A 23,152-nucleotide genomic window follows, 5' to 3' on the forward strand; every position below is an offset into this window, starting at 1 on the left:
AACATTTTGGCGAATTTAATCAGGGTAATCTTGAAAGATGGCACTGGCTAGACCGGCTTTACCCCGCAGGCCTGCGGGGGCCTCGAACAGGGAGAAGCATCATGCCGACGATCACCACCAGGGACGAGACCGAGATCTTCTACAAGGACTGGGGGCCCCGTGACGCGCAGCCGATCATGTTCCACCACGGCTGGCCGCTCAGCTCGGACGATTGGGACGCGCAGATGATGTTCTTCCTACAAAAGGGCTTCCGGGTCATCGCGCACGACCGGCGCGGCCATGGCCGCTCGACCCAGTCCGCGACCGGCCATGACATGGACACCTATGTCGCCGATGTGATCGAACTCGCCGACGCGCTCGATCTGAAGAATGCCATCCATGTCGGCCATTCGACCGGCGGCGGCGAGGTCGCGCGCTACGTCGCCCGCGCCAGGCCGGGCCGCGTCGCCAAGGCGGTGCTGGTGAGCGCCGTCGCGCCGATCATGGTCCGGACCGGGAGCAACCCCGACGGCGTGCCGATGGACGTGTTCGACATGGTGCGCGAGCAGACCGCGGCCAACCGCTCCCAGTTCTTCTACGACTTCACACTGCCTTTCTTCGGCTACAATCGCGAGGGTGCCGAGGTGAAGGAGGCGGTGCGCCTCAACTGGTGGCGTCAGGGCATGATGGGCGGCGCCCTCGCGCACCATCTGGGCATCGCCGCCTTCTCGGAGACGGATTTCACGGCCGATCTCAAGGCGATCTCCGTGCCGACGCTCGTCATGCACGGCGAGGACGATCAGGTGGTGCCCTTCGCGACGACCGGAAAGATGGCGGCCGCCCTCGTCGAGGGTGCGGAGCTGAAATCCTATCCGGGCTTCCCGCACGGCATGCCGGTCACCCATGCCGACGTCATCAATGCGGATCTCCTGGAATTTGTCCGTCGATAATCGGCGGCGAAAGGGACGAAGGTCGCCCGGCACGTGTCGCCCGACGGAATTGCTCGAACCGCTCGGGCGACATGCCATGCATCGCTTCGACGAACGCCACGACATCCGCCACCCGGGTATCGGGTTCGATGTCGCCTCAGGCGGGCATCGCCGTCATCTTCACGCCATTGTGGACGATCCGGAACAGCTCCGCATGGTTCCAGCGCGCGGACGCGTCGATGAGGAAAGGCGGCGTCGGCAGCATCGCGCTCGCCCAGCGTGCGGATGGCGGCGGTCACCTCGATGTCCTGATCCACCGTGCCACCGCTCGCGCCCACGGCGCCGGTCACGACATCGCCATGCTTCACCGGAGCGCCGCCGCCGAAGATGACGACCTTGTCGTCATTGGTGTTCTGGATGCCGAACAGCGGTTTGCGAAGGGCGTCCAATGCCCGGCCTTGCCGTCTTTCGCGGGAGCGCTCGACGCCGGCTTGATCCGGTTGTCCGCCATGGTGTCCGAGACGTTCGCGCGCTTCTGGTCCTTCGGGCGCTTGCCTCGATTGCTGCCTTCCATCGGCAGACGGTCGGTGGGATGTTTATTGGCCATAGCGGCCTCCTTGGGCGTCCGATGGGGACGGATCAGGTTTGGCCCGTCTTCGATGCGGCAGCCGCGAGAGCGTCGGCTCTGGCGCGTTCGCGTTCGTCGGTCTTGCTCTTCGCCGCCGCGCGCTCGACATCGGCCGATTTCTTCTCGGCGGCCTCCCGAGGATTTCTGCCGGCTTCGATGTCGGCCGCGTAGGTCCGTTGCTTCGACATGACCCTGCTCCTCACAAAGGGAATCAACGACTTGTGAGGAGAGAGGTTGCCTGCGCCCCGAGTTTATCGCCTGCCGGAACGGGGCGACGGTCTCGAGGTCAGGGACGCACGATCATTGCCCGGGCGGTCGAATCTATCCCGTCCTTCGAATGGAACTGCACCTGATACTGCCCGGCGGCCAGTGGCGGGCCGTTCAGCGAAAGCGATTTCTGACCCGCCGCCTGGACCGTCACCGGCAGGACGGCCGGCGATCCCACATTCTTCTTGCCCGACCATTGCTGGATGGTGATCGAGCCATCGATCGTGCCGCCGCTGCCGGGCTTGATGACGATCTCCCACGGGTCCCCGGCGGCGAGGAACTGGCGGCTCACGCTGAGCGTGGGCGTGACGGGCACGGCGAGCTGGAACGCCCACTTGTTGGGAACGAGACCGAGGAGTTGGAGCAGAAAGGCGTGGGTGTCCTCGGATTGGCTCACTCCGATGTGGTTGGCGGTCACGAACAGCGTCTGGCAGTTGAGCGCGGTCGCGCTCTGGATCGGCACGGTGCCGTCGCCGGAGGTCGGGTCCTTGTGCGCATCATAGGCGGGGTTCGTCCCCGTCGGCAGAATCCGGACGATCGTCTCATGGGCGGCGCTGACGACGGCGACGTAGCGGCGGTCGGCCGGACGAGATGCCGGGTTCAGCAGTTTCCGGAAACCGGTGAGAAGCGGCATCGCGCTGAGGCGAAGCCCCAGCGCCGTCCAGGTCGCGTTCGATCCGAAGGGCTGCACCGCGTCTCCGGGGCCAGACCAGAAGATCGGCGCGTCGAGAGGCGGCAGCAACTGATAGGCGGCCGGGAACTTGTTGTTGCTGTTGAGACGGACGGTCTGCGCCTTGGTGAAGCCTGGGGCGGCTTCCAGCCCGGTCACTTCGGCCAGCGCATCGGTCGCGCCGTCGTGCGGGGTGGCCAGGAAGACCGCCATCTTGACCTTCGCTTGCCAGGAGGCCGCCTTGTTGGCGGGGTCCTCCAGCGCGCCGCGCACGATGAGGCCGCCCATGCTGTGGGCGATGAGCACGATCTCGTCGCCCGCGGCGGTGATCGTGGCGAGTTGCGCGGCGAAGTCCCTCGATATGTCGATGAGATTGCGCCGCCAGTCGTAGGGCCACAGGACGAGCGTTTCGTTCGGTTTGCCGTCCGTCGCCGCGGTGAGGGCGTCGATGATCGGCCCGTAGATGTCGACGGGGCCAATCGACGAGATGATCGGCCCCGGAACGACGTCGTCGCTCATAAGGGCATCGACCTCGTCGTCGGAGAAGACCTTGCAGAGGGAGGGCGGCCAGACCGTCTTGCCGTTGAGCTTGAGCTTGGTCCCGAAAATGCCGGGCACGAAGAAGATATGCCGCATCGGCTGTCCCCCTCCTTTTCGTCATGCATCCCGACCGCGACAGGCGGATCGATGCGCGCCGATGCCGATCATAGCGAAGGAAGGGCGGCCTCGACACGGCATATGGAAGGCGTCGGCCGGAATTAAGAACCAAAATGGATGAGGTGATGGCGGCGTCCTCTAGAGCGCAGCCTTCGCGACGCGGCCCGATCGCATCCCGGGCGGAACAGTGCGCAGCGATCTGCGTTCCTAGGCCTCATAACGAGCCCGGAACAATGCCGCTCGCGTTTGACGCCGGACGGGAGAATCGCATGGCGACGCCAATGGGTCCAAGCCGCATTCCGAAACCGCTTCATCCCTTCTTCGTAGGATTGGGCGGCGCGCTGCTGATGGCGGCGCTCTTCACCGACTTCATGTATTCGAGCAACTCGCTCATGCAGTGGGCCAACTTCTCGGCCTGGCTGATCACGGGCGGGCTGATCCTGGCGCTGATCTCCGCCATCGTCCTGATCATCGACTTCGCCCTCGGGTGGGTTGGCCCGATCCGCTGGCTCGATTTCGGCCTGCTGGCCGCCGCCGCCGTGCTTTCGATCTTCAACGTCTTCATCCATACCCGCGATGCCTGGACGTCGGTCGTCCCGAGCGGGATCACCATTTCGGCCATCGTGACGATCCTGCTGGCCGTCGCGGGCCTTCGTGGCTGGTGCGTCACCGCCATCCCCTTCGCCGGCCGCGGAGACGTCGCATGAGCGCCCAGCCGATCCGCGCCGCATGCGCGCTCACGGTCCTTGCGATGGTCGCCGCCTGTAGCGGCAAGGGTGGCGATCCTTCGAGGCAATACGGGCCGAACCCGGATTTGCCCGAGGCCGGCCAATATCTGCTGCCCCCGATGAGCGTTCCGAAGGCGATCGGCTGGAAAGCGGGCGAGACTCCCACCGTCCCGGCCGGGATGCACATTCAGGCGATGGCGACCGGCCTGATGCACCCGCGCATCGTCTATCCGCTGCCGAACGGGGACGTGCTCGTCGTCGAGAGCAACAGCCCCGGCACCAAGCCCTTCCGGCCCAAGGATTATATCCAGGGCAAGGTGAAGGCGCGGGCCGGCGCGGCCGACAAGGGCGGCAACCGCATCACGCTGTTGCGGGACGCCAACGGCGACGGCACGCCCGAACTCCGCACGATCCTCCTCGACCACCTGCATTCGCCTTATGGTGTCGCGTGGGTGGCGGGCACGCTCTATGTCGCCAACACGGATGCGATCCTCGCTTTCCCCTTCACGCCGGGGCAGACGAAGATCACGGTGCCGGGAACGAAGCTCATGGACTTGCCGGCCGGCCCGATCGACCATCACTGGACCAAGTCGATGGTCGCGAGCCCCGACGGGTCGAAGCTCTATGTCGGGGTCGGCTCCAACAGCAACATCACCGAGAACGGGATGGACGTCGAGGAAGGCCGAGCGGCGATCTACGAGGTCGACCGGCTGACTGGCGCGAAGCGCATCTACGCGACCGGCACGCGCAACCCGACCAACCTCGCCATCCAGCCGGGGACAGGCCAACTGTTCGCCGTGGTCAACGAGCGGGACGAGATCGGCCCGGATCTGGTTCCGGACTATCTCTCGTCCATCAGGGACGGGGGGTTCTACGGGTGGCCATACAGCTACTGGGGCCAGCACGTCGACGAGCGCGTTCACCCGCAGAAGCCGGAGATGGTCGCGAAGGCGATCAAGCCGGATTACGGGCTCAGCTCGCACGTCGCGGCGCTCGGCGTCACCTTCAGCCAGGGCGAGACGCTCTCCCCGCAATTCGCCGACGGTGCGTTCGTGGGAGAGCATGGGAGCTGGGATCGCGATCCGCTGAACGGATATCAGGTGATCTTCGTCCCCTTCGTAAACGGCAGGCCGAGCGGTGCGCCGATCCCGGTGGTCACCGACTTTCTGGCATCTGACAAGAAGACGGTCCGCGGCCGCCCCGTTGGCGTGGCGCTCGATCGGACCGGCGCCCTGATCGTGGCCGACGATGTCGGCAACACCGTCTGGAGGGTCAGCGGCACCGCCGGGCACTAGCAGGTGCCAGCATTCCTATCGGGCGGTCTCCGGGCAGGCAAAGGCCGCTTGTTGCCGATCGGCCGATCCGCGCCGCGGGCAAGCGGGTGTTCGCATCTGACCGCCGCCGAGGCCGGGGTCAGATCGCGTAACGCGCCCTTTGCGGCCGGCTGAGCATCGCGTTGGCCTCATCGTCGCCGATGAAGCGTTCGGCGGCGGGGTCCCAGTGGAGGCGGCGGCCCGTCTTCATCGCGATCCAGTGGACGAGGCAAGTCGAGCAGGCGCGGTGCCCGATTTCGGCGGGCGCGGCGTTGGGCGCGCGTGTCCGGATCGAATCCAGCCAGTTGCGATGATGCTCGGGGCTCTGCATCAGATGCACTTCGTTCGGGCCGATGACGCTCGTCAGGATTTTGGGATCGCTGGCTTCCAGCGGCGGGCGGGTATTTGCGCCGGAGGGATCGGACGCCGTGACCGCGCCGCTGCGCGTGACGAAGATCCAGCCATCATCCCCGATGAAGCGGACGCCGTTTGGGAGCGCGCCGGAGATCGTCATCTGGATGCCGTTCGCATAGCGCCCGTGCGTCTCGAACGGGCCATGGACGTCCCACAGCCCGCTCTTGGGAAATTCGGCATGGCCCCACACCTCGATCGGGCCGGTCAGCTCGGTGTCCATGCCCCAATGGGCCGTATCGACATGATGAGCCCCCCAGCCGGTGATCATGCCCGCGCCGAACTGCTCGCAGCGCAGCCAGCCCGGACGATTTTCCAGCGAATGCTGGGGATGGACGCGCATCTCCGTATAATAGACCTCCGGCGTCGAGCCGAGCCACGCGTCATAGTTGAGGTTGGGCGGCACCGGCATGGGCGGCGCCGCAGGCCCCGACGGATCGCCCGGCAACCCGACCTCCACCCGGCGAAGCGTGCCGACGCGGCCGTTGCGGACCAGCTCGCAGGCGCGGTGGAATTGCGGCCACGGGTCCATGCCGCGCTGCTGGGAACCGATCTGGACGATGCGGTCCGATGCCTTGGCGACGTCGGCCATCTTGCGCCCCTCCGCGATGGTGAGCGAGGCGGGCTTCTGGAGATAGACGTCCTTGCCTGCCCGGATGGCGTCGATCGCGAGCCTCGCATGCTGGTGGTCGGGCGTCGAGATCAGGACGGCGTCGATGTCCCGGTTGGCGAGCAGCGCGTGATGATCGCCATAGATCCGCGTGCCGGAATAGGGGCGGCCGGTCCGTGCGGCATAGGCCTCGTCGACCAGACGCTGGCCCGCCGCCAGCCGCACCGTATCGAGATCGCACACGGCGACGATATGGGCGTCGTCGTGCTTGAGCACCTCCTTCATGTCGTGCCCCCGGCTGATCCGGCCGACGCCGATGGCGCCGACGTTGATCCGCTTGCTGGGGGCCGTGGCGCCAAGGACGCTGGCCGGAACGATGGCGGGAAACCCCGCCGCTGCCGTGGCCTTGATGGCGGTGCGTCGGGTGATGGTCCGCTGCATCGATGCGCTCCTGCTCAGGACAAGACGGGGCGGGTGGCGTTCTTCTGGGCGAGCAGCACCAGCTCGGCGGCGAGCAGCGCGCCGTCCTGATCCTGCGCGACGGAGGTGCGTTCGACGATATCCGTCACGAATTGCGGGCCGAAGGGCAGGTGGACCTTGCCGCAATCCATGTAGCGCACGCTTTTGCGGTCGGCGATGAAGAGATGGTCTCCGCCGGGACGGCCGGCGATGTCCACATATTTGCGCAGCTCGATATAGCCCTCCGTCCCGAGCAGGAAGAGGCGGCCGTCGCCCCATGTCGGCAGGCCGTCGGGCGTGAACCAGTCGACCCGGATATAACCCGTGCCGCCGTCGCCGCTCAGCATCATGTCGCCGAAATCCTCGAACGCCGGATGATCCGGGTGCGCGAGATTGCCGGTCTGCGAGGCGACGACATGCGCCTTGGTGGTGCCGGTGTAATAAAGGAACTGATCGGCCTGATGGCTGCCGATGTCGGTGAGGATGCCGCCATAGCGCGCCTTGTCCCAGAACCAGGCGGGGCGGGACGGGGCGCTGATCCGGTGCGGCGCGATGTTGACGGTCTGCACCACCTTGCCGATCGCGCCCTGACGGACCAGCTCTCCCGCCATCACGGCGGCGCGAACCTCGAGCCGCTCCGAATACATGATGCCGAACTTGCGGCCGGTGGCCTGGATGGTCCGCCGCACCTCGGCGAGCTGATCGAGGCTGGTGATCGCCGGCTTGTCGCTCAGATAATCCTTGCCCGCCTGCATGACGCGGATGCCGAGCGGCGCACGCTGATCCGGGATCGGTGCGCCGGCGACAAGCCTGATCGCTTTGTTCTCGAGGATCTCGGTCTCGCTCCGGGCGAGCTTCACATCACCATAGCGTTTGCGGAAGGTCGCGATCTGCGCGGGGTCGGTCGCGTGGAAGGCGGTCAGCACGCCGCCGCCCCGGATCATGGCGTCGGTCATCGCATAGATATGCGCATGGTCGAGCCCGATCACGGCGAAGGGCACGCGATATTTGGCCTCCGGCTCGGGCGTCACAGGTGCGGCCACCTCCGACACGGCGTTGCCCTGCGACAGCGACTGGGCGAGGCCTTCGGCGGTCAGCCCTGCGGCGAGGCCCGCACCGAGCAGGGCGCGGCGATCGATGGGGTTCATCGCATTCCTCCGTCAGTGGGCGGGTGTCGTGGCGCTCTTCCAGTTGATGACGTGATATTGCGCGGGCGTGGTGCCGACATTGCGTAGCGCGTGCAGCGAATTGGACGCGTTGAAAATCACGGAGCCCGGCCCGACCCGTTTCCATTGACCGTTGGACAGCGTCTCCACCGTGCCGCGATCGATGATGACCAGCTCTTCATTGGGGTGCCTGTGCGGAGGATGCGACGCGACGCCCGGATTGAGCGTGGTGACGTGCATCTCCAGCTCGTCCAGCGTGGCGGTCGGCTGCTTCACGATGGAGCGGACTTCGCCGGTTGCGTTCTTGGTGGCGGCCATGGCGTTCCAGTCGAACACCGCAGGCCCCAGGACGGGCCGTCTCTCTTCAGCCCAGGCCACCACCGAACAGCAGATAAGCGCTGCTGTGGCGGTGAGGATCGCACCCTTGACGGCGAGCCGCATCCCTCTCTCCCATAACCATGACTTCCTGTGTCTTCATGGCGGCGCGGTTATTGTTAGCGCTCTCACCACCAAGGTTAGATTTGATGCTGGCCATGCGTCAATGGCGAAGCTCCAGCCGGGTCCAGATCAAGTCCGGCTTCCTGCGGCAATCCCGGCATTCCCATGCCGCTCCCTGCACGAGAAGAAGAGGATTTGATAGCATGCCACATTATGACATATGATGCTATCAAATGGAATGACTGATCGAAGGGAGGGACATGGGAAAGGGTTGGCGACGAGCGTTCGGCCGGGACATGCGCCCTTCGAAGAAGAGATGGTTCTGCGATGTCGGTGTCCCGGCGCTGGTCCTGGCGTGGGCATCGCCCTCGCTGGCCGCGGAGTGTCCGTCACAGGGTTATCGGGTCTTCCAGTTTCCCGCCAACGCCATCCCCCGGATCGATGGCGACGCGAGCGATTGGGCGATGGTGCCGCCCGCTTATGTCATCGGCGGGGATCGACTCACCGCCGATGACGGATCCGGCGCCCATCCCGATCCGCGCAGTCTTCAGGTCGCGGTCAAGGTCGGCTGGGTGAAGGGCCTTAACCGGCTTTATTTCCTCTACGAAGCGACGGACGATGTCTGGGATTTCGGAGAAGCTGGCCTCCACAACGACACATTCGAATTGATCGTCGACGGCAATCGCTCCGGCGGGCCGCTGATTTCGCGCTTCCATCCCTTCAAGCCGCCTCACGCCACAGCGCCGGCGGATACGGGACCGGGGATCGATGAGCAGACCGCCTGGTTCGACTTTCAGAATGTCGATGCCCAGAACTACCACATTTTCATGCCTGCCCTGAACAAGGACTGGGCGATGGCGTGGGGGCCGCAGGCCGCCTGGATCAAGCGGCTGCCCTGGTCCAACATCGCCTACCACTATGACTTCAGGCCGGGCCAGTCCGGCCGGCTGGTCGCCGAGTTCTGGATCACACCCTTCGATCATGCGGATGCCCGGGGCGGGGCTTATTCGGTCGAGAGCCAGCTTTCCGAGAACAAGGTGATCGGCATGTCCTGGGCGGTCATCGACTATGACGGACCCGGCGGCGCCCACCAGTTCTGGAACCTGTCCCCTCATCACACCATGTACGGGCAGGCATCCGAACTGTGCGGCTTCCGGTTGATGCCGCTGGAGCCGGAAGAGCGCCCGGCGATGAAGGCGGATTGGTCGTTCACCATCCTCGACAAAGCGCAGCGGACGGTCGCTTTCCATGACGACTCGCTTGGCCCCGCGACCGCCTGGGCCTGGGATTTCGGCGACGGCACGCACGCGAGCGAGCAGCATCCGGTTCACCGCTATGCCACAGCCGGCAAATTCGTCGTGACCCTGCGCGTGAGCGGGCCGAAGGGTCAATCGACGCTCTCCAAGGTGTGGGATGTCTCGTTTCAAGGGGATCCGGCGCGATGATCGATCGCCGCGCGATGCTCGCCGTCGGTGCCCTCGCTGCCGGTGGTGGCCTGACACCCGATATTCTTGCCGCCCGGCGACCCGTCCTCGATATCCGCGATTTCGGCACGGTCGGCGATGGCGTGACGCTCGCCACCTCCGCCTTGCAGCGAGCGATCGATGCGGCAGGGCCCGGTCGCTGCGTTCTGGTGCCCGCCGGCCAGCGTTTCGTGATCGGCCCGGTCGCGCTTGCGGGGGGCATCGAATTGCGCATCGACGGCGTCCTGCTCGCGAGCACGGACCCGGAGCATTATCCCGACAGGACTGCGGGCCTGCTCCATGCCAAGGGGGCGGACCGGCTGACCCTCTCGGGAAGCGGGACGATCGATGGCCGCTCCCCGCAGTTCATGGATCATTATGACGCGGAGAACGAATGGTATGTGCCCAAGCCGTTCCGTCCGCGATTGCTCGTGCTCGAGGATTGTGCGGACCTCGTGATCCGCGATCTTGAGATCCGCCAGGCGCCCTCGTGGACGATCCATCTGTTGGGCTGCCGGCGCGTGCTGGTGGACCATGTGAGGATCGACAACCAGCTCGACGTGCCCAACTGCGACGGCATTGACCCCGATCATTGCCAGGATGTCGAGATCCGCAACTGCCATATCCGCTGCGGCGACGACGGAATCGTCATCAAGACAACGCGCGGCGGCGAGCATTTCGGCCCCTCACGCAATATCCATGTCCATGACTGCGTGCTGGAGACCCAGGACTCGGGCCTGAAGATCGGCACGGAGACGGTGCAGGATATCCGCGACGTGGTTTTCGAGCGATGCATGATCGTGAACGCCTGTCGCGGTCTGTGCATTCAGTTGCGCGACGCCGGAAATGTGTATGGGATCGTCTTCCGCGACATCCGCTTCACGGCCCGGCATTTCTCGCCGCCGTGGTGGGGACGAGGCGAGGCGATCTCCTTCACGGCTATTCCTCGCAGGCCCGACGCACCGCTCGGTAGCCTTCATCATGTGACGGTGGAGCGTGTCACGGGCCGCGCCGAGAACAGCGTGCGGATCGAGGGCAGCCCGCAAGCGCGGGCGCACGACATCATCCTGCGTCAGGTGGACCTGACTCTGGGGCGGTGGACGCGCTATCCCGGAGGGGTGTTCGACAACCGCCCGACGCAAGCGGCGGAGCCTTTGGAGCCGCACGACACACCGGGCTTTCACATCCGCCATGCGGACCGCGTCAGCCTGGATCATTGTCGCCTGCGATGGGAGGCCAATCCACCGGCCGAGTTCAGCCATGCGGTCGAGGCGGTCGATGTGACGGGGCTTGCCATGCCCGGTTTCATCGGCACGGCGGCTCATGGTGGCCAGGAGGTGATCAGCCATCGATAATGCGTAGAAGAGAGACGTCGCATAAAGCTGCCCGAGGGGCTGCCCAAAAGGATTTCGTGCCGAATGCGCAAAGCCGCATATGACCGCTCTGTCGTGAGGTTGTCATGGTGATCCGGGATCCGCGTCTCGCCCTGGAGACTATCGTCGCCTATCTGCGCCTCGCCGTGCGCGAAGGCGGTCTTCCGCTCGATGTGCCGGGCGGGCGGGCTTACACGCAAGACCTGCGCGCAATGGTCGAGCGTGGCGACCTCGCGATGATGCGAGCGGCCCGGGGGGTCAATCGCCCGACTATTCTCTATGCCACCGCTCAGGGGATCGACCGGCTGTCCGGGCTGCTGGAGCGATATGGGGAGGACTTCGGACCAGTCTCGGTTCTGGGCCGGATTGAAAATGTCCGGCGCCGGTAGGGGCGGTGGCCTATATAGCCGGACGCCGAACGGCGATCAGCCTGTATACAAGGAGGGATGATAGCCAGGCGATCGCCGCGGCGGCTCCCAGCGCGATGGAAAATCCCCAGGAATAGGCATGATGTGCGGTCGCGAGCGCGGCCCGGGCGGCAGGGCCGGATAGCCCCGCGACGACGGAGTTGATGTTGCCTGCTGCAACGGCATCCGCCAGATCGCGCGCCGATGCGGGCGTGAGCGAGCCCGTCCGGATCGCCGAACTGGCGGCGGATGCCATAACGCTGCTCAGCAACGCAAAACCGAGAAGGATGCCCGAGAAGCGAGCCGTCGTGCTGATGCCGGATGCCATGCCCGCCCTGTCGCGCGGAAGATTGTTCATGATGGCCTTCTGGGTTTCGCCGTTGAGCAAGCCGCCGCCGCTGCCCAGCACCGCCATGCCGACGAGAATGATGGGCCAGCTTCCCGATATCGCGCCCCATGCCGTGAGCGCGTTGCCCAATCCCGTCAGGGCGAGGCCGGTTGCCAGGATGGCCGCCGACGTCATTCCCCGGCCAAGGAGACGCCCGATCTGGGGAAAGATCAGCATCGCAAAAGCGAAAGGCAGCATGGCAAAGCCGGCGTGGATCGCCGTCAGCCCCAGGCCGTTCTGGAGGAACGGCGGGAGCAGGGTTGCCATGACCTGCGCGCAGGCCGCGTAGGCGAACATCGCCCATACAGACCCGATCAGCCGGCCGTTGGTGAACAGCCTCAGATCCAGCATCGGCCGATCCTGGGCTCGCTCGATCGCCACGAACGCAACCAGCGCGACAGCTCCGCCGATCAGCCCGGCAAGACATCTGGCCGAGCCCCAGCCATGCGCCGGTCCGCTGATCAGGCCCCAGGTGAGTGCGAACATCGCCACGGCAAACGAGAGAATGCCGCCCGGGTCCAGGCTTCGTGCGGCCTCGTCCCGCGACTCCGGCACATATCTTCGCACGGCACCGCCGAGCGCGATGCAGATCGGAACATTGACGTAGAAAGCCCAGCGCCAGCCAAGCAGATAGGCGATGAGACCGCCGGTGATCGGCGCGAGCACCATCGTCAGCCCCATAATGGCGCCCCAGAGCGCCCAGGCGCGATTGCGCGCAGCCTCCTCATGGAAGCCGTGCGCGATGATCGCCAGCGCCGACGCCAGCAAAAAGGCGGCGGCTCCCCCCTGCAACGCGCGCGCGAGATAAAGCAGGGGTGCCGAAGGCGCCATGCCGCACAGCAGAGAGGAGAGGGCAAAGCCGGCGATGCCGAAAAGGAATACCCGCCGCCGTCCGAAACGATCTGCAATCGCGCCTGCCGGGAGCAGCAGCGATGCGAAGCAGAGAACATAGGCGCTGACGACCCATTCGATATCGGCGAAGCTGGCCCCGAGATCTCGGGCGATGGCCGGCAGCACCACGGCGACGATATTGGCATCGAGGACCGTCATCGCGCAGCCCGCCGACGCGGTCAAAAGCAGCAAAAGCTCCGGGAGCGAGGCCTTCGCATTGGCGGTCGGGCGCATGTTTCGATGGAAGTCCATGCCTCTTCCCATGCCTCTCGCTAGCTTGATCGTCATTGTTGCATTTTGGTATTTCTATTAGACGGAACCTAACACGGAGAGGATGGATGGAGCTTCGCCATCTGCGCTATTTCACGGTGCTCGCAGAGGAGCTTCATTTCGCCCGTGCGGCCGAAAGGCTGAATATCGCTCCGCCGACGCTCACGGTGCAGATTCAGGAGATTGAGCGGCGGCTGGGCACGCCCTTGCTCGTCCGGACGCGCCGGTCGGTTGCGTTAACCCAGGCCGGGGCGATCTTCCTGCGCGAGGCGCAGGCGGTGCTCGCCCGCTTCGAGCGGGCGGAAACGGTCGGACGCCGGGCCGCACAGGGCCAGATCGGACGCCTCGATATCGGCTATGTCGGGTCCGCTGCCTATTCGGGCGTGCTGCAGGAGCAGGTGCGGCTGTTTCGGCGGTCGCATCCGGACGTCGATGTCCATACGCGCGAGCTGGTGATGGAAGAATTGCCGAGCCTCGTCCGAGCGGGAGAGATCGATGTGGGCTTCGTCCGTCTTCCGATGGCCTTGCCCGCGGGCCTGGTCGGCCGCACCGTGCTTCACGATCATTTTTGCCTCGCGCTTCCGCTCGATCATCCGCTGGCGCGACAGGCAAGGAATCCGTCGCCACGCCAGCTTGCCGGTGAGCCTCTGGTTGTGCCCGAGCAGCTTGCCGGAACCCATGAGATCGCCCGTCGGGGAGGATTCACGCCCGTCATCGTCGCTCGTCCGGGACGGATGTCGGCGGTCCTCATCGAGGTATCGCTCGGGACCGGATTGTCGATCGTCCCGAGCAGCGTCCGGGATGTCCTCCGGCTGCCTCATCTGTGCTTCCGGGATATCGCGGGCAAGCCCATCCCCTCCGAGGTCGCAGCGATCTTCCGCGCCCATGGCACAGTCATCAGCGAGATGTTCGTGGAGCAGCTTGGCGATCACGGGAAACGGTGATGGATGGCCGCGGGAACGGAAAGCGGCCAACCATCGGATATATCCGGCGCAGGGAAGCGGGCCCGCTTGCGCCGGAATTATCCGTCCTTCACCGGATGGTCGGCCAGCATCTCGATCGCCCGAACCATCGCCGAATGGTCCCAGCCCGCACCGCCCTTGGCGACGCAGGCGCTAAAAAGCTGCTGAGCGGACGCTGTATTGGGAAGCGCCATGCCGAGCGCACGCGCGCTGCCCAGCGCCAGCCCCAGATCCTTCTGGTGCAGTTCGATGCGGAAGCCCGGATCGAAGGTGCGCTGGATCATGCGCTCGCCATGTACCTCCAGCACCCGGGACGACGCGAAGCCGCCCATCAGCGCCTCGCGCACCCGGGCGGGATCGGCACCGGCCTTCGATGCGAAGGTGAGCGCCTCGGCCACCGCCTCGATATTGAGCGCGACGATGATCTGGTTGGCGACCTTGGCGACCTGCCCGTCACCCACGCCGCCGACGAGGGTGATATTCTTCCCCATTCGCTCCAACAGCGGCCGCACGCGTTCGAAGACCTCAGGCTTGGCGCCGCACATGATGGTGAGCGCGGCGTTCCTGGCGCCGACTTCCCCGCCCGATACGGGCGCGTCGACATAATCGCAGCCCAGCGCCTCGATCTTCTCGGCGAAGCGGCGGGTAGCGATCGGGTCGATCGAACTCATGTCCACCACGCACTGGCCCCGGCCGAGGCCCTGCGCGACGCCGTTCTCCCCGAACAGGGTGCGCTCTACGTCCGGCGTGTCCGGGAGCATCAGGATGATGATCTCGGCGTTTTCCGCCGCCTCGCGTGCGCTGGCGCATGCTCTGGCTCCGCCTGCCAGCAATTCCGGGGGCAGGGGGGAGCGGTGCTGCACCAGCAGCAGCTCGTGTCCCGCAGTCTGGAGGTGGCCCGCCATCGGCCGGCCCATGATTCCTACCCCGATGAATCCGATCTTCATATGCGCTGCTCCTGGCAATCAGACGAGATAGGGCTTGGCCCAGCCGAGGCCGGCGGCGGTGTCGCCGGCCGGCTTATATTCGCATCCGATCCAGCCGTCGTAGCCCAGTGCCTCCAGCCGCCCGAGCAGCCAGGGATAGTTGATCTCACCCGTGCCAGGCTCGTTGCGGCCTGGATTGTCGGCGAGCTGGATGTGGCCGATCCGGGGCAGCAGCCGCTCGATCGTGCGGGCGATGTCGCCCTCCATGATCTGCATGTGGTAGATGTCGTAGAGCAGCTTGACGTTCGGGCGATCCGCCGCGTCGATGATCTCCAGCGCGGCGGCCGTGGTGTCGTAGAAATAGCCGGGGATGTCGATCTTGGTATTGATCGGCTCCAGCACCAGCGTGATGTCGTCCGTCGACATCGCATCGGCAGCCAGCCGGATATTGTCGATCAGGGTGCGCGTACAGGCGACGCGATCGGCGTCGGCGGGGATCTTGCCGGCCATCAGGTGCAGTGTCCTGCATCCTGTCGCGCGGGCATAATCCAGTGCGACCTCGATGCTGTTGCGAAACTCGTCGGTGCGGGCCGGATCGGCGCCATATCCCCGATCGCCCGCGGCCCAATTGCCCGGCGGCATGTTGAAGAGGGCGGCGGCAAGGCCGTGACGCTCGAGGCGGTCGGCCACCTCGGTCGCCGGGGCGACATAGGGCTCGACGCATTCGATCGCCTTGAAGCCGGCCGCTGCTGCCGCGTCGATGCGCTCCAAGAAGGGCAGATGCGTGAACAGCATGGTGAGATTGGCGGCCAATCGGGTCATGAATTGCCTCCTTGGGGCAGGATGAGAATGGCTCGGAAATCGTTCACGTTGGTGCGTGTCGGCCCGGTGACGAGCAGGTCGTCGATCCCGGCGAAGAAGGTGCCGCTGTCGTGGCGATCGAGATGAATTGAAGGATCGAGCCCGGCCGCCCAGGCGCGGGCCAACGTGTCAGGCGCGGTGATGGCGCCTGCCGCGCCGCCGTTCGCGCCGTCTTCGCCATCGGTGTCGGCGGACAAGGCCCATATGCCCGGATGGCTGTCCACCGCGCAGGCGAAGGAGAGCACCAACTCTGTATTGCGTCCGCCGCGTCCCGTCGGCCCGCCGGCCAGCGTCACGGTGGTCTCCCCGCCGGAAAGCAGGACCGTCGGGCGATCGACGGGATGCAGGGCCTTCGCCGCCAGCTCGGCGCCCAGCCGCCGGCTCTCGCCCTCCAGGTCGTCGCCCAGGATGATCGGCGTGATTCCCTCCATTCGTGCCGCCGCCGCCGCGGCTTCCAGCGCGGCGGCGGGCGTGCCGATCAGGCGGAATTCCTGCCGCACCGGAGTCGGCGGCCGGACGGGCCGCTGGAGGAGCCGATGTATGGCGGCTTCCGGCAGTTGGTCGCCGAGCGCACGCACCACCTCGTCCAGATCGGCGTCGGCATTGGGATCGGGAACCGATGGACCGGAGGCGATCGATGCCACGTCATCGCCCGGAATGTCGCTGATGCCGAGGGTCACGACGCGCGCCGGCGCGGCGGCTTCGGCCAGCTTGCCGCCCTTGATCGCGGAGAGGCGGCGGCGAACGATGTTCATCGTGCGGATATCGAGGCCGGAGGATAGCAGCACGCGATTGACCGCCTGCTTGTCCGCCAGCGTCAGGCCTTCCGCCGGCAACGCCATGACCGAAGATCCGCCGCCCGAGATCAGCACCACCACGAGGTCGCTCGGTGTGAGGCCGGAGACGGCGGCCAGTATCTCGCGCGCGGCCGCCTCGCTGTTGGCGTCGGGCACGGGGTGGGCCGCCTCGCGCACGACGATGCGCCGGGTCGGCATGCCATAGCCATAGGGCGTGACCACGACGCCCGACAGCGGCACGTCGGGCCACGCAGCCTCGAGGGCGACCGCCATCGACGCCGCAGCCTTGCCGGCTCCGACGACGACGCAACGCCCTTCCGGCGGCGGGGGCAGGTGCGCGGCCAGAATCCGCGCCGGATCAGCGCTGGCGATCGCCGCGTCGAGCATCGCCCGCAGGGCGAGGCGCGCGCGTTGGTCGGTCCAGGCGCGGGGTGTGTCGATGAGGGCCGTCATGCCGAGGCCGACGGATGCGGCGGGGGCCGAAGGCAACGATCTTCCATGGGTGCTTGGATCCTCTGATCAGGCAAAGTCGACAGCGACGACCTCATGCATCTCCAGTCGTGGCACTTGCACCACGATGCGGTCGCCGTCGCGCCGTGCCTCGACGTCGCGGCCGGCTTCCAGCAGGCGAACGCGCTTCGGACTGGCACCAGGCGGCAGTTGCAGCGCCACCTCGAACGGACCGGCAGGCAGAATTTCCCGCATGAAGCCTTTCATCGCCATGGGATTGGTGAGGTTCACCAGATGCGCCGCCACGGATTTTTCCTGCCGCCAGTAACTGATGTCGACCATGCCCGCGCCGGAGACGGTCATTGGTTGCGGCTCGTTCGCGGCCCACAGCACAGCGTTGCGCAGCAGCGCGAAATGATCCTGGTTGGCGCATTCCCAGAAGGTCCGGTCGAGATCGAACGGGAAATAGACGACCCGGCCCTTACCAAAGGGTCTGGCATAGACCATCGGTATGTCGGTCTGCGCGATGGTGGGGAAGACATTCTCCATGGGCAGGTCGGGATAGCTCGGCACCAGCGTCAATGCCGGCTTGCCCAGTCCGGCGTGCGGCGTGACCGAGACGAGGCGCGTGCCCGCCATGATGCGCGGCGTGTCGTCGAAGCCGATCGTCATCGGGCCGGGTCCGTGCACCGTCATGTAGGAGTTCTGCACGCGCGGATCGACCTTGCCCGCGAAGTCGCAGCCGAACAGATCGGCGAGGGCGAAGTTCGTGCGACGCTTGCCCCACTCGTCGTAAAGCGAGGTTTCGTCGGTCGCGACGATCGCGCCGCCGCGGTTCACATAATCGCGGATCTGCGCGCACTGCTTGTCGGAAAGCGCGGCGATGTTGGCCAGCACCAGCACCTTGTAGCGGCCGATATATTCGGGTTCGAGCTGCCGCTCGTCGGCGAAGCTGAAGGGAATGCGGGATTCGACCAGCGCCTGATAATAGCCGTTCGCCGCATCGTCCGCGCCGGTGTGCAGGGACTGGACGTCCTGCGGGCCGGCGCCGCCCGTGTCGGCCGGAGCGTTCGCGCGATAATAGGTGGAGGTCTGCGCCGACTGGAGCATGGCGACGCGCGCCAGATTCTCCGTGTTGCGGAAATAATCCTCATTCTCCGCGTGCCAGACATAGGCCTTCTCGACCGCCGGCACCCAGCGCTTGTCGAACACCTCCGCCTTGAACTTGGTCATCCAGGGGCGGAAGCCCTGCGCCAGCCCGTCGTGCAGATAGGCGCTGATCTCCGGGTTGGACTGCACCGAATCCATCCAGCGATAGGGCGTGGACGTCTCGCCCACCGCGAAGATGCCGCTCATCGGCCTGTCCTGCATCAGGCAGTAGGTTTCCTTGGCGCTGCGCCCGTTGAGCCACGCGGCGTTCTGCCCGCTGCGCCCCTGCCGATCGGCATAGATGGAGCGGATCGTCTGGCGCAGCCGCTTGGGGTCCAGCCGGCCCCAGCTTCCCGGCGTGAAGAAGGCCTGCGGATTGACCGCGCTGACCGTATCGCCCCAGAGCTTGAGCTGCGCGTAGCGTTTCTCGTCGTCCCAGACGAGATAGGCGCGCACCACCCTATCCTGCGGGTCGGCGAGCGAGCGCGGGATGTCGAAGCCGCTGGCGCGCCTGAAATCCGCCTTGCAGACGTCGCAGTGGCAGATGCCGGCGCTGCCCGCCCAGCGATTGCCGAAGATCGCATCGACCGGATAGGTGCTGACGATCTCCTTCAGGATCTGCGGCATCCATTCGAACGTCACCGGGCCGTTGGGACAGGTGAGGTAAAGCTCCGGGTCGGTCGGGTGTCGCTTGGGCTGGCCGTCGGCGCTGCGCGCCACCCATTCCGGGTGAGCGGCCAGCGCATCGGCCCGCATGGCGTGCGGATCGACGCGCCCCAGCACCCGGATGCCCATTTCCTTACAGGAACGAGCGAGGTCGCCGAACATGTCGCCCGAGCCGAGATAGGGGCTGCGATGATGATAGGGCACCTTGGTCGGATAGAAGGCGGTCACGCCGCCGGCGCTGAGGCACACCCCCTGCGTCCGCGTGCGGCGCAGGAAATCGATCCAGAACTGCTTGTCGTAGCGGGCCGGATCATCCTCCGTCGCGCAGATCTGCACCCAGCGCATCGGGCCCCATTCCCAGCCCTTGCCCGATGGCGGCGCGGTCCTGGCCGCGGCACCCGCCGCCGTCAGCGGCAGCCCGGCGGCGAGGCCGGCCGCCGCCATGCCCGCCATCATCTCACGCCGGCTCGGCGCCATGTGGTTCTCGGTCATGCCCTCTGTCCTCCCCTGCTGTTCGCGCATCACCAGCGGATCCGCGCGCCGACGCCGAAATCGCGGCCGACGAGATCGTAGAAGCTCGATGCCGATGCGGCGCCGGCACGGACGATGGTGTTCTCGGCCAGCAAGGGCGGGTCCTTGTCGAACAGGTTTTCGATCTTGGCGTAGATCTGGAAATGCTCGTTGATGCGGTACTCCGCCGACAGGTCGACGTAGAAAATGCCCTTGTAGTGATCCTTGTTGAGATCGAGCGGACCATAAGTATTGTCGTAATTGCCGCCGCCCACATAGTTGCCCAGGATGCGGAAGAGCGCCGGACCCTTCTCGAAGATCAGGGTGGTGGCCGAACGCCACTTGGGCACGGCATTGGTGCCGGTCAGCTGGCCGGCCGTGTCGACGGTGACGCCGTTCGAGACGGTGATGAGGTGGGCGACATAGGTCGCGACCTCCGAGAGGCTCAGATCCGCGCCGATCCCGTCGAGCGGGATATGATAGGACGCCGCCATATCGAGGCCGCGGGTCTTGAGAACCTGCGCGTTGAAGGTGGTCGTCTGCACCTGCGTGATCGTGCCCGCCCCGTTGCGCGTGACCGCCGAGCAGAATTCCGATGCACCGGCCGCGCAACGATCGAGCACTTCCTGCGCTCCCAGCGTGGTGATCGCGCCATCCAGCTTGATGTCGAAATAATCGACGGACGCCTGGAAGTTGGGAATGAAGCTCGGCTGGAGCACCACGCCGACGGTGAAGGTGTGCGCCACCTCCGGCTTCAGGTCCCGGTTGCCGCCCGAACTGGTCGCTACGACGACGGACTGGTTGTTGGTTCGGTCGATGACGGCCGTGCCCTGTCGGATGGTGGTGGCGGCGAACAGTTCGTTGATCGTCGGTGCGCGGAAATCGCGTGAATAACTGCTGCGGAAGCGGATCGAGTCATTCACGGCCCAGGTGCCGCCGACCTTCCACACCCCTGTGCTGCCGCTGGTGCTGTAGTCCACATAACGGCCGGCCAGATCGAGCTGGACCTTCTTGGCGAACGGCAGGTCCCTGAGCAGCGGAACGCCCATCTCGAGATAGACTTCCTTGACAGTGACGGCCCCGTGATAGGGCGCGGAACTCGCCTGCCGCCAACCGTTGATGGCGGAAATCGGGTCCGAGTTGAGGTGCACCGTCTCCCGCCGGGCCTCGGCGCCCACGGCTGTTGCCACGGGGCCGGCCCAGGTCTCGAAGAGATTGCCCTTGGCGTTCAGGTTGCCGTCGATCTGCGTCGAGATCGCGCGGATGAACGAGGTGCCGGTGACATAGGCGGCCGCCTCAGGCGAGACGCTGTTCAGGCCGAAGGGGTTGGCCGCCACGCAGCCATTGTTCGGATTGGTCAGCGTCGACCGGCAGATCGGCGTCCCGCCCGGACCGATCACCGAGTCGAGCGCGTTCGTCCAATTGGCGTTGATGCGGTTGTTGAGGCTGACATTGCTATATTTGGCCCAGGTGTAATTGACGTTTCCATCCCACGACCAGTCGCCGAACAGCCCGCCCTTCAATCCGCCGGATGTGCGGATGTAGGTGTCGGTCGTCGTGTTGTCGTCTATGCCGGTTTCCTGATTGAGCCGGCCCATGTTGAACGATTTGATATTGTTGGCGACCATGATGTCGCGGATATTGGCGGGCAGGAAGGCATTGTCCTGCTGGATGACGATGTCGCCGTTGTTGTAATTATAGTTGTTGGTCTGGTGTTGCTTGGTGCGGGCCGCCAGCACGTCCAGATGGCCTTGCAGGGCGGGCGAGAAATCATAGGTCGCCCGCGAATAGCCGTTGATCCGCTGGGTGGAGGGCTGGAGCACGGCGAAATCCGGTTGCAGCTCCAGCCCTTCGCCGCCCTGCATCCACACGGAGCTGGCGTTGGTGCCCTGGACGAACTGGCTCTGCGCGCCGTTGACGCCGAACTGGATGTTCTTGAGCGGGCCGTTGCTGGTGATGACGCCGCCATAGGTCATCGACGACAACCGGACATCCGGCACGATCAGCTGGCGAAATTGGCCGTTGGTGGGCGTGTAGGCAGAGTTCGGGATCAGCGTGATGCCTTTGGACCCCCAGGCCCGGTTGCCCTGATAAAGAATGTCCGGTTGATCGAAATAAGAGCCGGCAATCACGAAGTGGCCTTTGTCGCCGGCGAAACGCGTTCCCCAGGCGGCGTTGACGGTATAGTTCTGCGCATCGCCGTGCTGCGAGATGTTGTTCTGACCGTCTACCTTCAGGCCGGTGAGATTGCCGTCCAGGAAGACGTTGACCACGCCGCTGACCGCGTTGGAGCCATAGACCGAGGACGCGCCGCCGGTCACGATCTCCATGCGCTGAATCAGCGGCGCCGGCAGCAGGTTGACGTCGAAGCCGCCCGTCGGGCTCGAATTCATCACCCTCTGGCCGTCGATCAGCACCAGCGTGCGGGTCGCGCCGAGCGAGCGGAGATCGAAGGTCGCGGTGCCGACGTCCGTCGCCGAGCCATTGTTCCGGTTGGGCCGCAGGGAAGGCAGGTCGCGCAGCAGGTCGATCACCGTCGGCGCGGCCTTGGCCTCAAGCTGCTTCTGGCTGATCGCGGTGACGGGCGTCGGCGTCTCGAACGGCGATCGGGCGATCCGGCTGCCGGTGATGACGATCTCCTGGCTGGCCGGTTGACCGCCGCCTGCCGGGGCGGCTTGAACCAGGGCCGGCGGCGGAGGTGAAGCGCCTGCTGCAGCCGTGATCTGGGCCATGGCGGGTGTGGTGAACGCGACGATGCTGATGCCGGCCAGAAGCCCGGCCAAACGATGGGCCTTCTCCATCTCTCTCCCCTTTGCAGTACGACGTACCGCTCCCCGAGTGCTGCCGAGCACCGGCTCACATTTTTGGCTTTCGACGATTGGCTAACATTTATGACCGAGAGTCGCAATGGGCAAAAATGATGACCGAGATTGACCGGGTTTCAGCGAAATGAGAGATGCTGATGCGTGGGAAAACATGAGGTTCGAGAAGACATGTCGTCGATCAGGCCGGCCAAGCTGGCGGATGCAATTGCCGAGCATATCCAGCAACTGATCCTGGAGGGCGCCCTCCAGCCGGGCGAGCGCTTACTGTCGGAGCGGGAGCTGTCCGCGAAGCTCGACGTCTCGCGCCCTTCGCTGCGCGATGCCCTCGACAAGCTCGTCGGCCTCGGGATGCTGACGACGGACGCCAGCGGCGCCTCCTATGTCAGCGAATCGATCGGCAAGTCGCTTCGCGACCCGCTGGTGCTGCTGATGGACGATCCGGAAGCGCGGCTCGACTGTATGGAGTTTCGCCTGGTGGTCGAGGCCGCCGCCGCCGCCTATGCTGCTGAAAGAGCATCGGAAATTGACCGCGATACGATCGTGGAGCGGTACGAGTCGATGATCGCCGCGCATGAGAAGCATGATGTCGACGAGATCGCGCGGGCCGACGCCGAGTTTCACTTCGCCATCTACGAGGCGAGTCACAATCTGATGATGCTCCACTTCATGCGGAGCCTCGAGAGCCTGTTGCGGTCGAACGTCTATCTCAACCGCAAGAATCTGTTCGAGCACCGCACGGAGGGCGATTCCCAAATCGCAGAGCATCGCGCGATCTTCGATGCGATCATGGCGCGCGACCCGGAGGCTGCGCGCGCCGCTGCACAGGCGCACATGATCTCCACGATACGGACGCAGCGCGCCATCCATGAGGCGGAGCGCCGTCGTGAGGCTTCGATTCGGCGACTGGCCCGCAACGATCTGGTGGCTCCGCGAACCAGAAAGGCCCGAAAAGCCTGATC

General features: G+C 65.6%; 21 protein-coding genes. 8 read left to right on the forward strand and 13 right to left on the reverse strand.

All coding sequences use genetic code 11. The features are described 5' to 3' along the window. Positions 1–101 precede the first annotated feature (101 nt). A complete protein-coding gene (locus ST3T6A_RS0109925) occupies positions 102–929 on the forward strand; it encodes an alpha/beta fold hydrolase (protein WP_019832763.1) in 828 nt (275 codons plus the stop codon). Here the strand turns inward: ST3T6A_RS0109925 and ST3T6A_RS22230 are convergent. The 4 genes from ST3T6A_RS22230 to ST3T6A_RS0109940 all read right to left on the reverse strand — a co-directional run bounded on the left by ST3T6A_RS22230 (position 848) and on the right by ST3T6A_RS0109940 (position 3,109). Next, entirely contained in the window at positions 848–1,357 is a 510-nt protein-coding gene (locus ST3T6A_RS22230; RefSeq protein WP_083937440.1) for a heme-binding protein, read from the reverse strand. The two genes, ST3T6A_RS0109925 and ST3T6A_RS22230, sit on opposite strands and share 82 nt — an antisense overlap. After that, positions 1,273–1,515 carry a hypothetical protein gene (locus ST3T6A_RS21700; RefSeq protein ID WP_162140519.1) on the reverse strand — a complete coding sequence of 81 codons (243 nt, stop codon included), beginning with the start codon at positions 1,513–1,515 and terminating at the stop codon, positions 1,273–1,275. Before ST3T6A_RS21700 ends, ST3T6A_RS22230 begins: the two co-directional genes overlap by 85 nt. A 32-nt stretch (positions 1,516–1,547) precedes the next feature. Further along, on the reverse strand, positions 1,548–1,724 hold the full coding sequence (locus tag ST3T6A_RS21475) for a hypothetical protein (protein ID WP_019832765.1): 177 nt from the start codon (positions 1,722–1,724) through the stop codon (positions 1,548–1,550). A 98-nt stretch (positions 1,725–1,822) separates the two neighbouring features. After that, on the reverse strand, positions 1,823–3,109 hold the full coding sequence (locus ST3T6A_RS0109940; RefSeq protein WP_019832766.1) for a lipase family alpha/beta hydrolase: 1,287 nt from the start codon (positions 3,107–3,109) through the stop codon (positions 1,823–1,825). 290 nt (positions 3,110–3,399) lie between these two features. Between ST3T6A_RS0109940 and ST3T6A_RS0109945 the strand changes: the two genes are divergently transcribed. Both ST3T6A_RS0109945 and ST3T6A_RS0109950 read left to right on the forward strand, forming a co-directional pair. Continuing rightward, positions 3,400–3,837: a DUF2231 domain-containing protein gene (locus ST3T6A_RS0109945; protein ID WP_026359585.1), complete on the forward strand. Its 438-nt coding sequence runs from the start codon at positions 3,400–3,402 to the stop codon at positions 3,835–3,837. Next, entirely contained in the window at positions 3,834–5,153 is a 1,320-nt protein-coding gene (locus tag ST3T6A_RS0109950) for a PQQ-dependent sugar dehydrogenase (RefSeq protein WP_019832768.1), read from the forward strand. The genes ST3T6A_RS0109945 and ST3T6A_RS0109950 overlap by 4 nt, the downstream gene beginning before the upstream one ends. Before the next feature lie 118 nt (positions 5,154–5,271). Here the strand turns inward: ST3T6A_RS0109950 and ST3T6A_RS0109955 are convergent, their stop codons facing one another. From ST3T6A_RS0109955 to ST3T6A_RS0109965, 3 genes are read right to left on the reverse strand one after another with little or no spacing between them, the layout of a single operon-like run. Further along, positions 5,272–6,633, reverse strand: coding sequence for a Gfo/Idh/MocA family protein (locus ST3T6A_RS0109955; RefSeq protein ID WP_019832769.1), 1,362 nt, complete (start codon positions 6,631–6,633; stop codon positions 5,272–5,274). Positions 6,634–6,647: 14 nt separating this feature from the next. Beyond that, a complete protein-coding gene (locus ST3T6A_RS0109960) occupies positions 6,648–7,799 on the reverse strand; it encodes a Gfo/Idh/MocA family protein (protein ID WP_019832770.1) in 1,152 nt (383 codons plus the stop codon). 12 nt (positions 7,800–7,811) lie between these two features. Continuing rightward, the gene (locus ST3T6A_RS0109965) at positions 7,812–8,258 is read right to left on the reverse strand and encodes a cupin domain-containing protein (protein WP_019832771.1); all 447 of its coding nucleotides are present in this window, start codon (positions 8,256–8,258) and stop codon (positions 7,812–7,814) included. Between the two features lie 293 nt (positions 8,259–8,551). On the opposite strand from ST3T6A_RS0109965, the gene ST3T6A_RS0109970 reads away from it, so the two are divergent. The 3 genes from ST3T6A_RS0109970 to ST3T6A_RS0109980 all read left to right on the forward strand — a co-directional run bounded on the left by ST3T6A_RS0109970 (position 8,552) and on the right by ST3T6A_RS0109980 (position 11,480). Further along, positions 8,552–9,700 carry a PKD domain-containing protein gene (locus tag ST3T6A_RS0109970; RefSeq protein WP_019832772.1) on the forward strand — a complete coding sequence of 383 codons (1,149 nt, stop codon included), beginning with the start codon at positions 8,552–8,554 and terminating at the stop codon, positions 9,698–9,700. Beyond that, a complete protein-coding gene (locus ST3T6A_RS0109975) occupies positions 9,697–11,073 on the forward strand; it encodes a glycoside hydrolase family 28 protein (protein ID WP_019832773.1) in 1,377 nt (458 codons plus the stop codon). The genes ST3T6A_RS0109970 and ST3T6A_RS0109975 overlap by 4 nt, the downstream gene beginning before the upstream one ends. 104 nt (positions 11,074–11,177) lie before the next feature. After that, positions 11,178–11,480 (forward strand): hypothetical protein, encoded by a 303-nt coding sequence (locus ST3T6A_RS0109980; RefSeq protein WP_019832774.1) that lies wholly within the window; start codon positions 11,178–11,180, stop codon positions 11,478–11,480. A 10-nt stretch (positions 11,481–11,490) separates the two neighbouring features. Here ST3T6A_RS0109980 and ST3T6A_RS0109985 read toward each other — a convergent pair whose 3' ends face one another. After that, positions 11,491–13,029, reverse strand: coding sequence for an MFS transporter (locus ST3T6A_RS0109985; RefSeq protein ID WP_019832775.1), 1,539 nt, complete (start codon positions 13,027–13,029; stop codon positions 11,491–11,493). Positions 13,030–13,115: 86 nt separating this feature from the next. Between ST3T6A_RS0109985 and ST3T6A_RS0109990 the strand changes: the two genes are divergently transcribed. Beyond that, a complete protein-coding gene (locus tag ST3T6A_RS0109990; protein ID WP_019832776.1) occupies positions 13,116–13,991 on the forward strand; it encodes a LysR substrate-binding domain-containing protein in 876 nt (291 codons plus the stop codon). A gap of 77 nt (positions 13,992–14,068) precedes the next feature. Here ST3T6A_RS0109990 and ST3T6A_RS0109995 read toward each other — a convergent pair whose 3' ends face one another. The 5 genes from ST3T6A_RS0109995 to ST3T6A_RS0110015 form a co-directional block, all read right to left on the reverse strand. Continuing rightward, the gene (locus ST3T6A_RS0109995) at positions 14,069–14,956 is read right to left on the reverse strand and encodes a 2-hydroxy-3-oxopropionate reductase (RefSeq protein ID WP_019832777.1); all 888 of its coding nucleotides are present in this window, start codon (positions 14,954–14,956) and stop codon (positions 14,069–14,071) included. Between the two features lie 18 nt (positions 14,957–14,974). Next, positions 14,975–15,757: a 2-oxo-tetronate isomerase gene (gene otnI, locus ST3T6A_RS0110000; RefSeq protein ID WP_019832778.1), complete on the reverse strand. Its 783-nt coding sequence runs from the start codon at positions 15,755–15,757 to the stop codon at positions 14,975–14,977. Continuing rightward, the gene (locus tag ST3T6A_RS0110005) at positions 15,754–17,046 is read right to left on the reverse strand and encodes a glycerate kinase type-2 family protein (protein WP_026359586.1); all 1,293 of its coding nucleotides are present in this window, start codon (positions 17,044–17,046) and stop codon (positions 15,754–15,756) included. The genes otnI and ST3T6A_RS0110005 overlap by 4 nt, the downstream gene beginning before the upstream one ends. 66 nt (positions 17,047–17,112) lie before the next feature. Then, complete coding sequence (locus ST3T6A_RS0110010) at positions 17,113–19,350, reverse strand: alpha-amylase family protein (RefSeq protein ID WP_019832780.1); 2,238 nt, start codon at positions 19,348–19,350, stop codon at positions 17,113–17,115. Positions 19,351–19,379: 29 nt separating this feature from the next. After that, positions 19,380–22,169 carry a TonB-dependent receptor domain-containing protein gene (locus ST3T6A_RS0110015; RefSeq protein WP_019832781.1) on the reverse strand — a complete coding sequence of 930 codons (2,790 nt, stop codon included), beginning with the start codon at positions 22,167–22,169 and terminating at the stop codon, positions 19,380–19,382. Positions 22,170–22,361: 192 nt separating this feature from the next. Between ST3T6A_RS0110015 and ST3T6A_RS0110020 the strand changes: the two genes are divergently transcribed. Next, positions 22,362–23,150 carry an FCD domain-containing protein gene (locus tag ST3T6A_RS0110020; protein ID WP_019832782.1) on the forward strand — a complete coding sequence of 263 codons (789 nt, stop codon included), beginning with the start codon at positions 22,362–22,364 and terminating at the stop codon, positions 23,148–23,150. Positions 23,151–23,152 lie beyond the last annotated feature (2 nt).

The organism is Sphingomonas sp. PR090111-T3T-6A (assembly GCF_000383095.1).
In the GTDB taxonomy this organism is placed as follows: domain Bacteria; phylum Pseudomonadota; class Alphaproteobacteria; order Sphingomonadales; family Sphingomonadaceae; genus Solisphingomonas.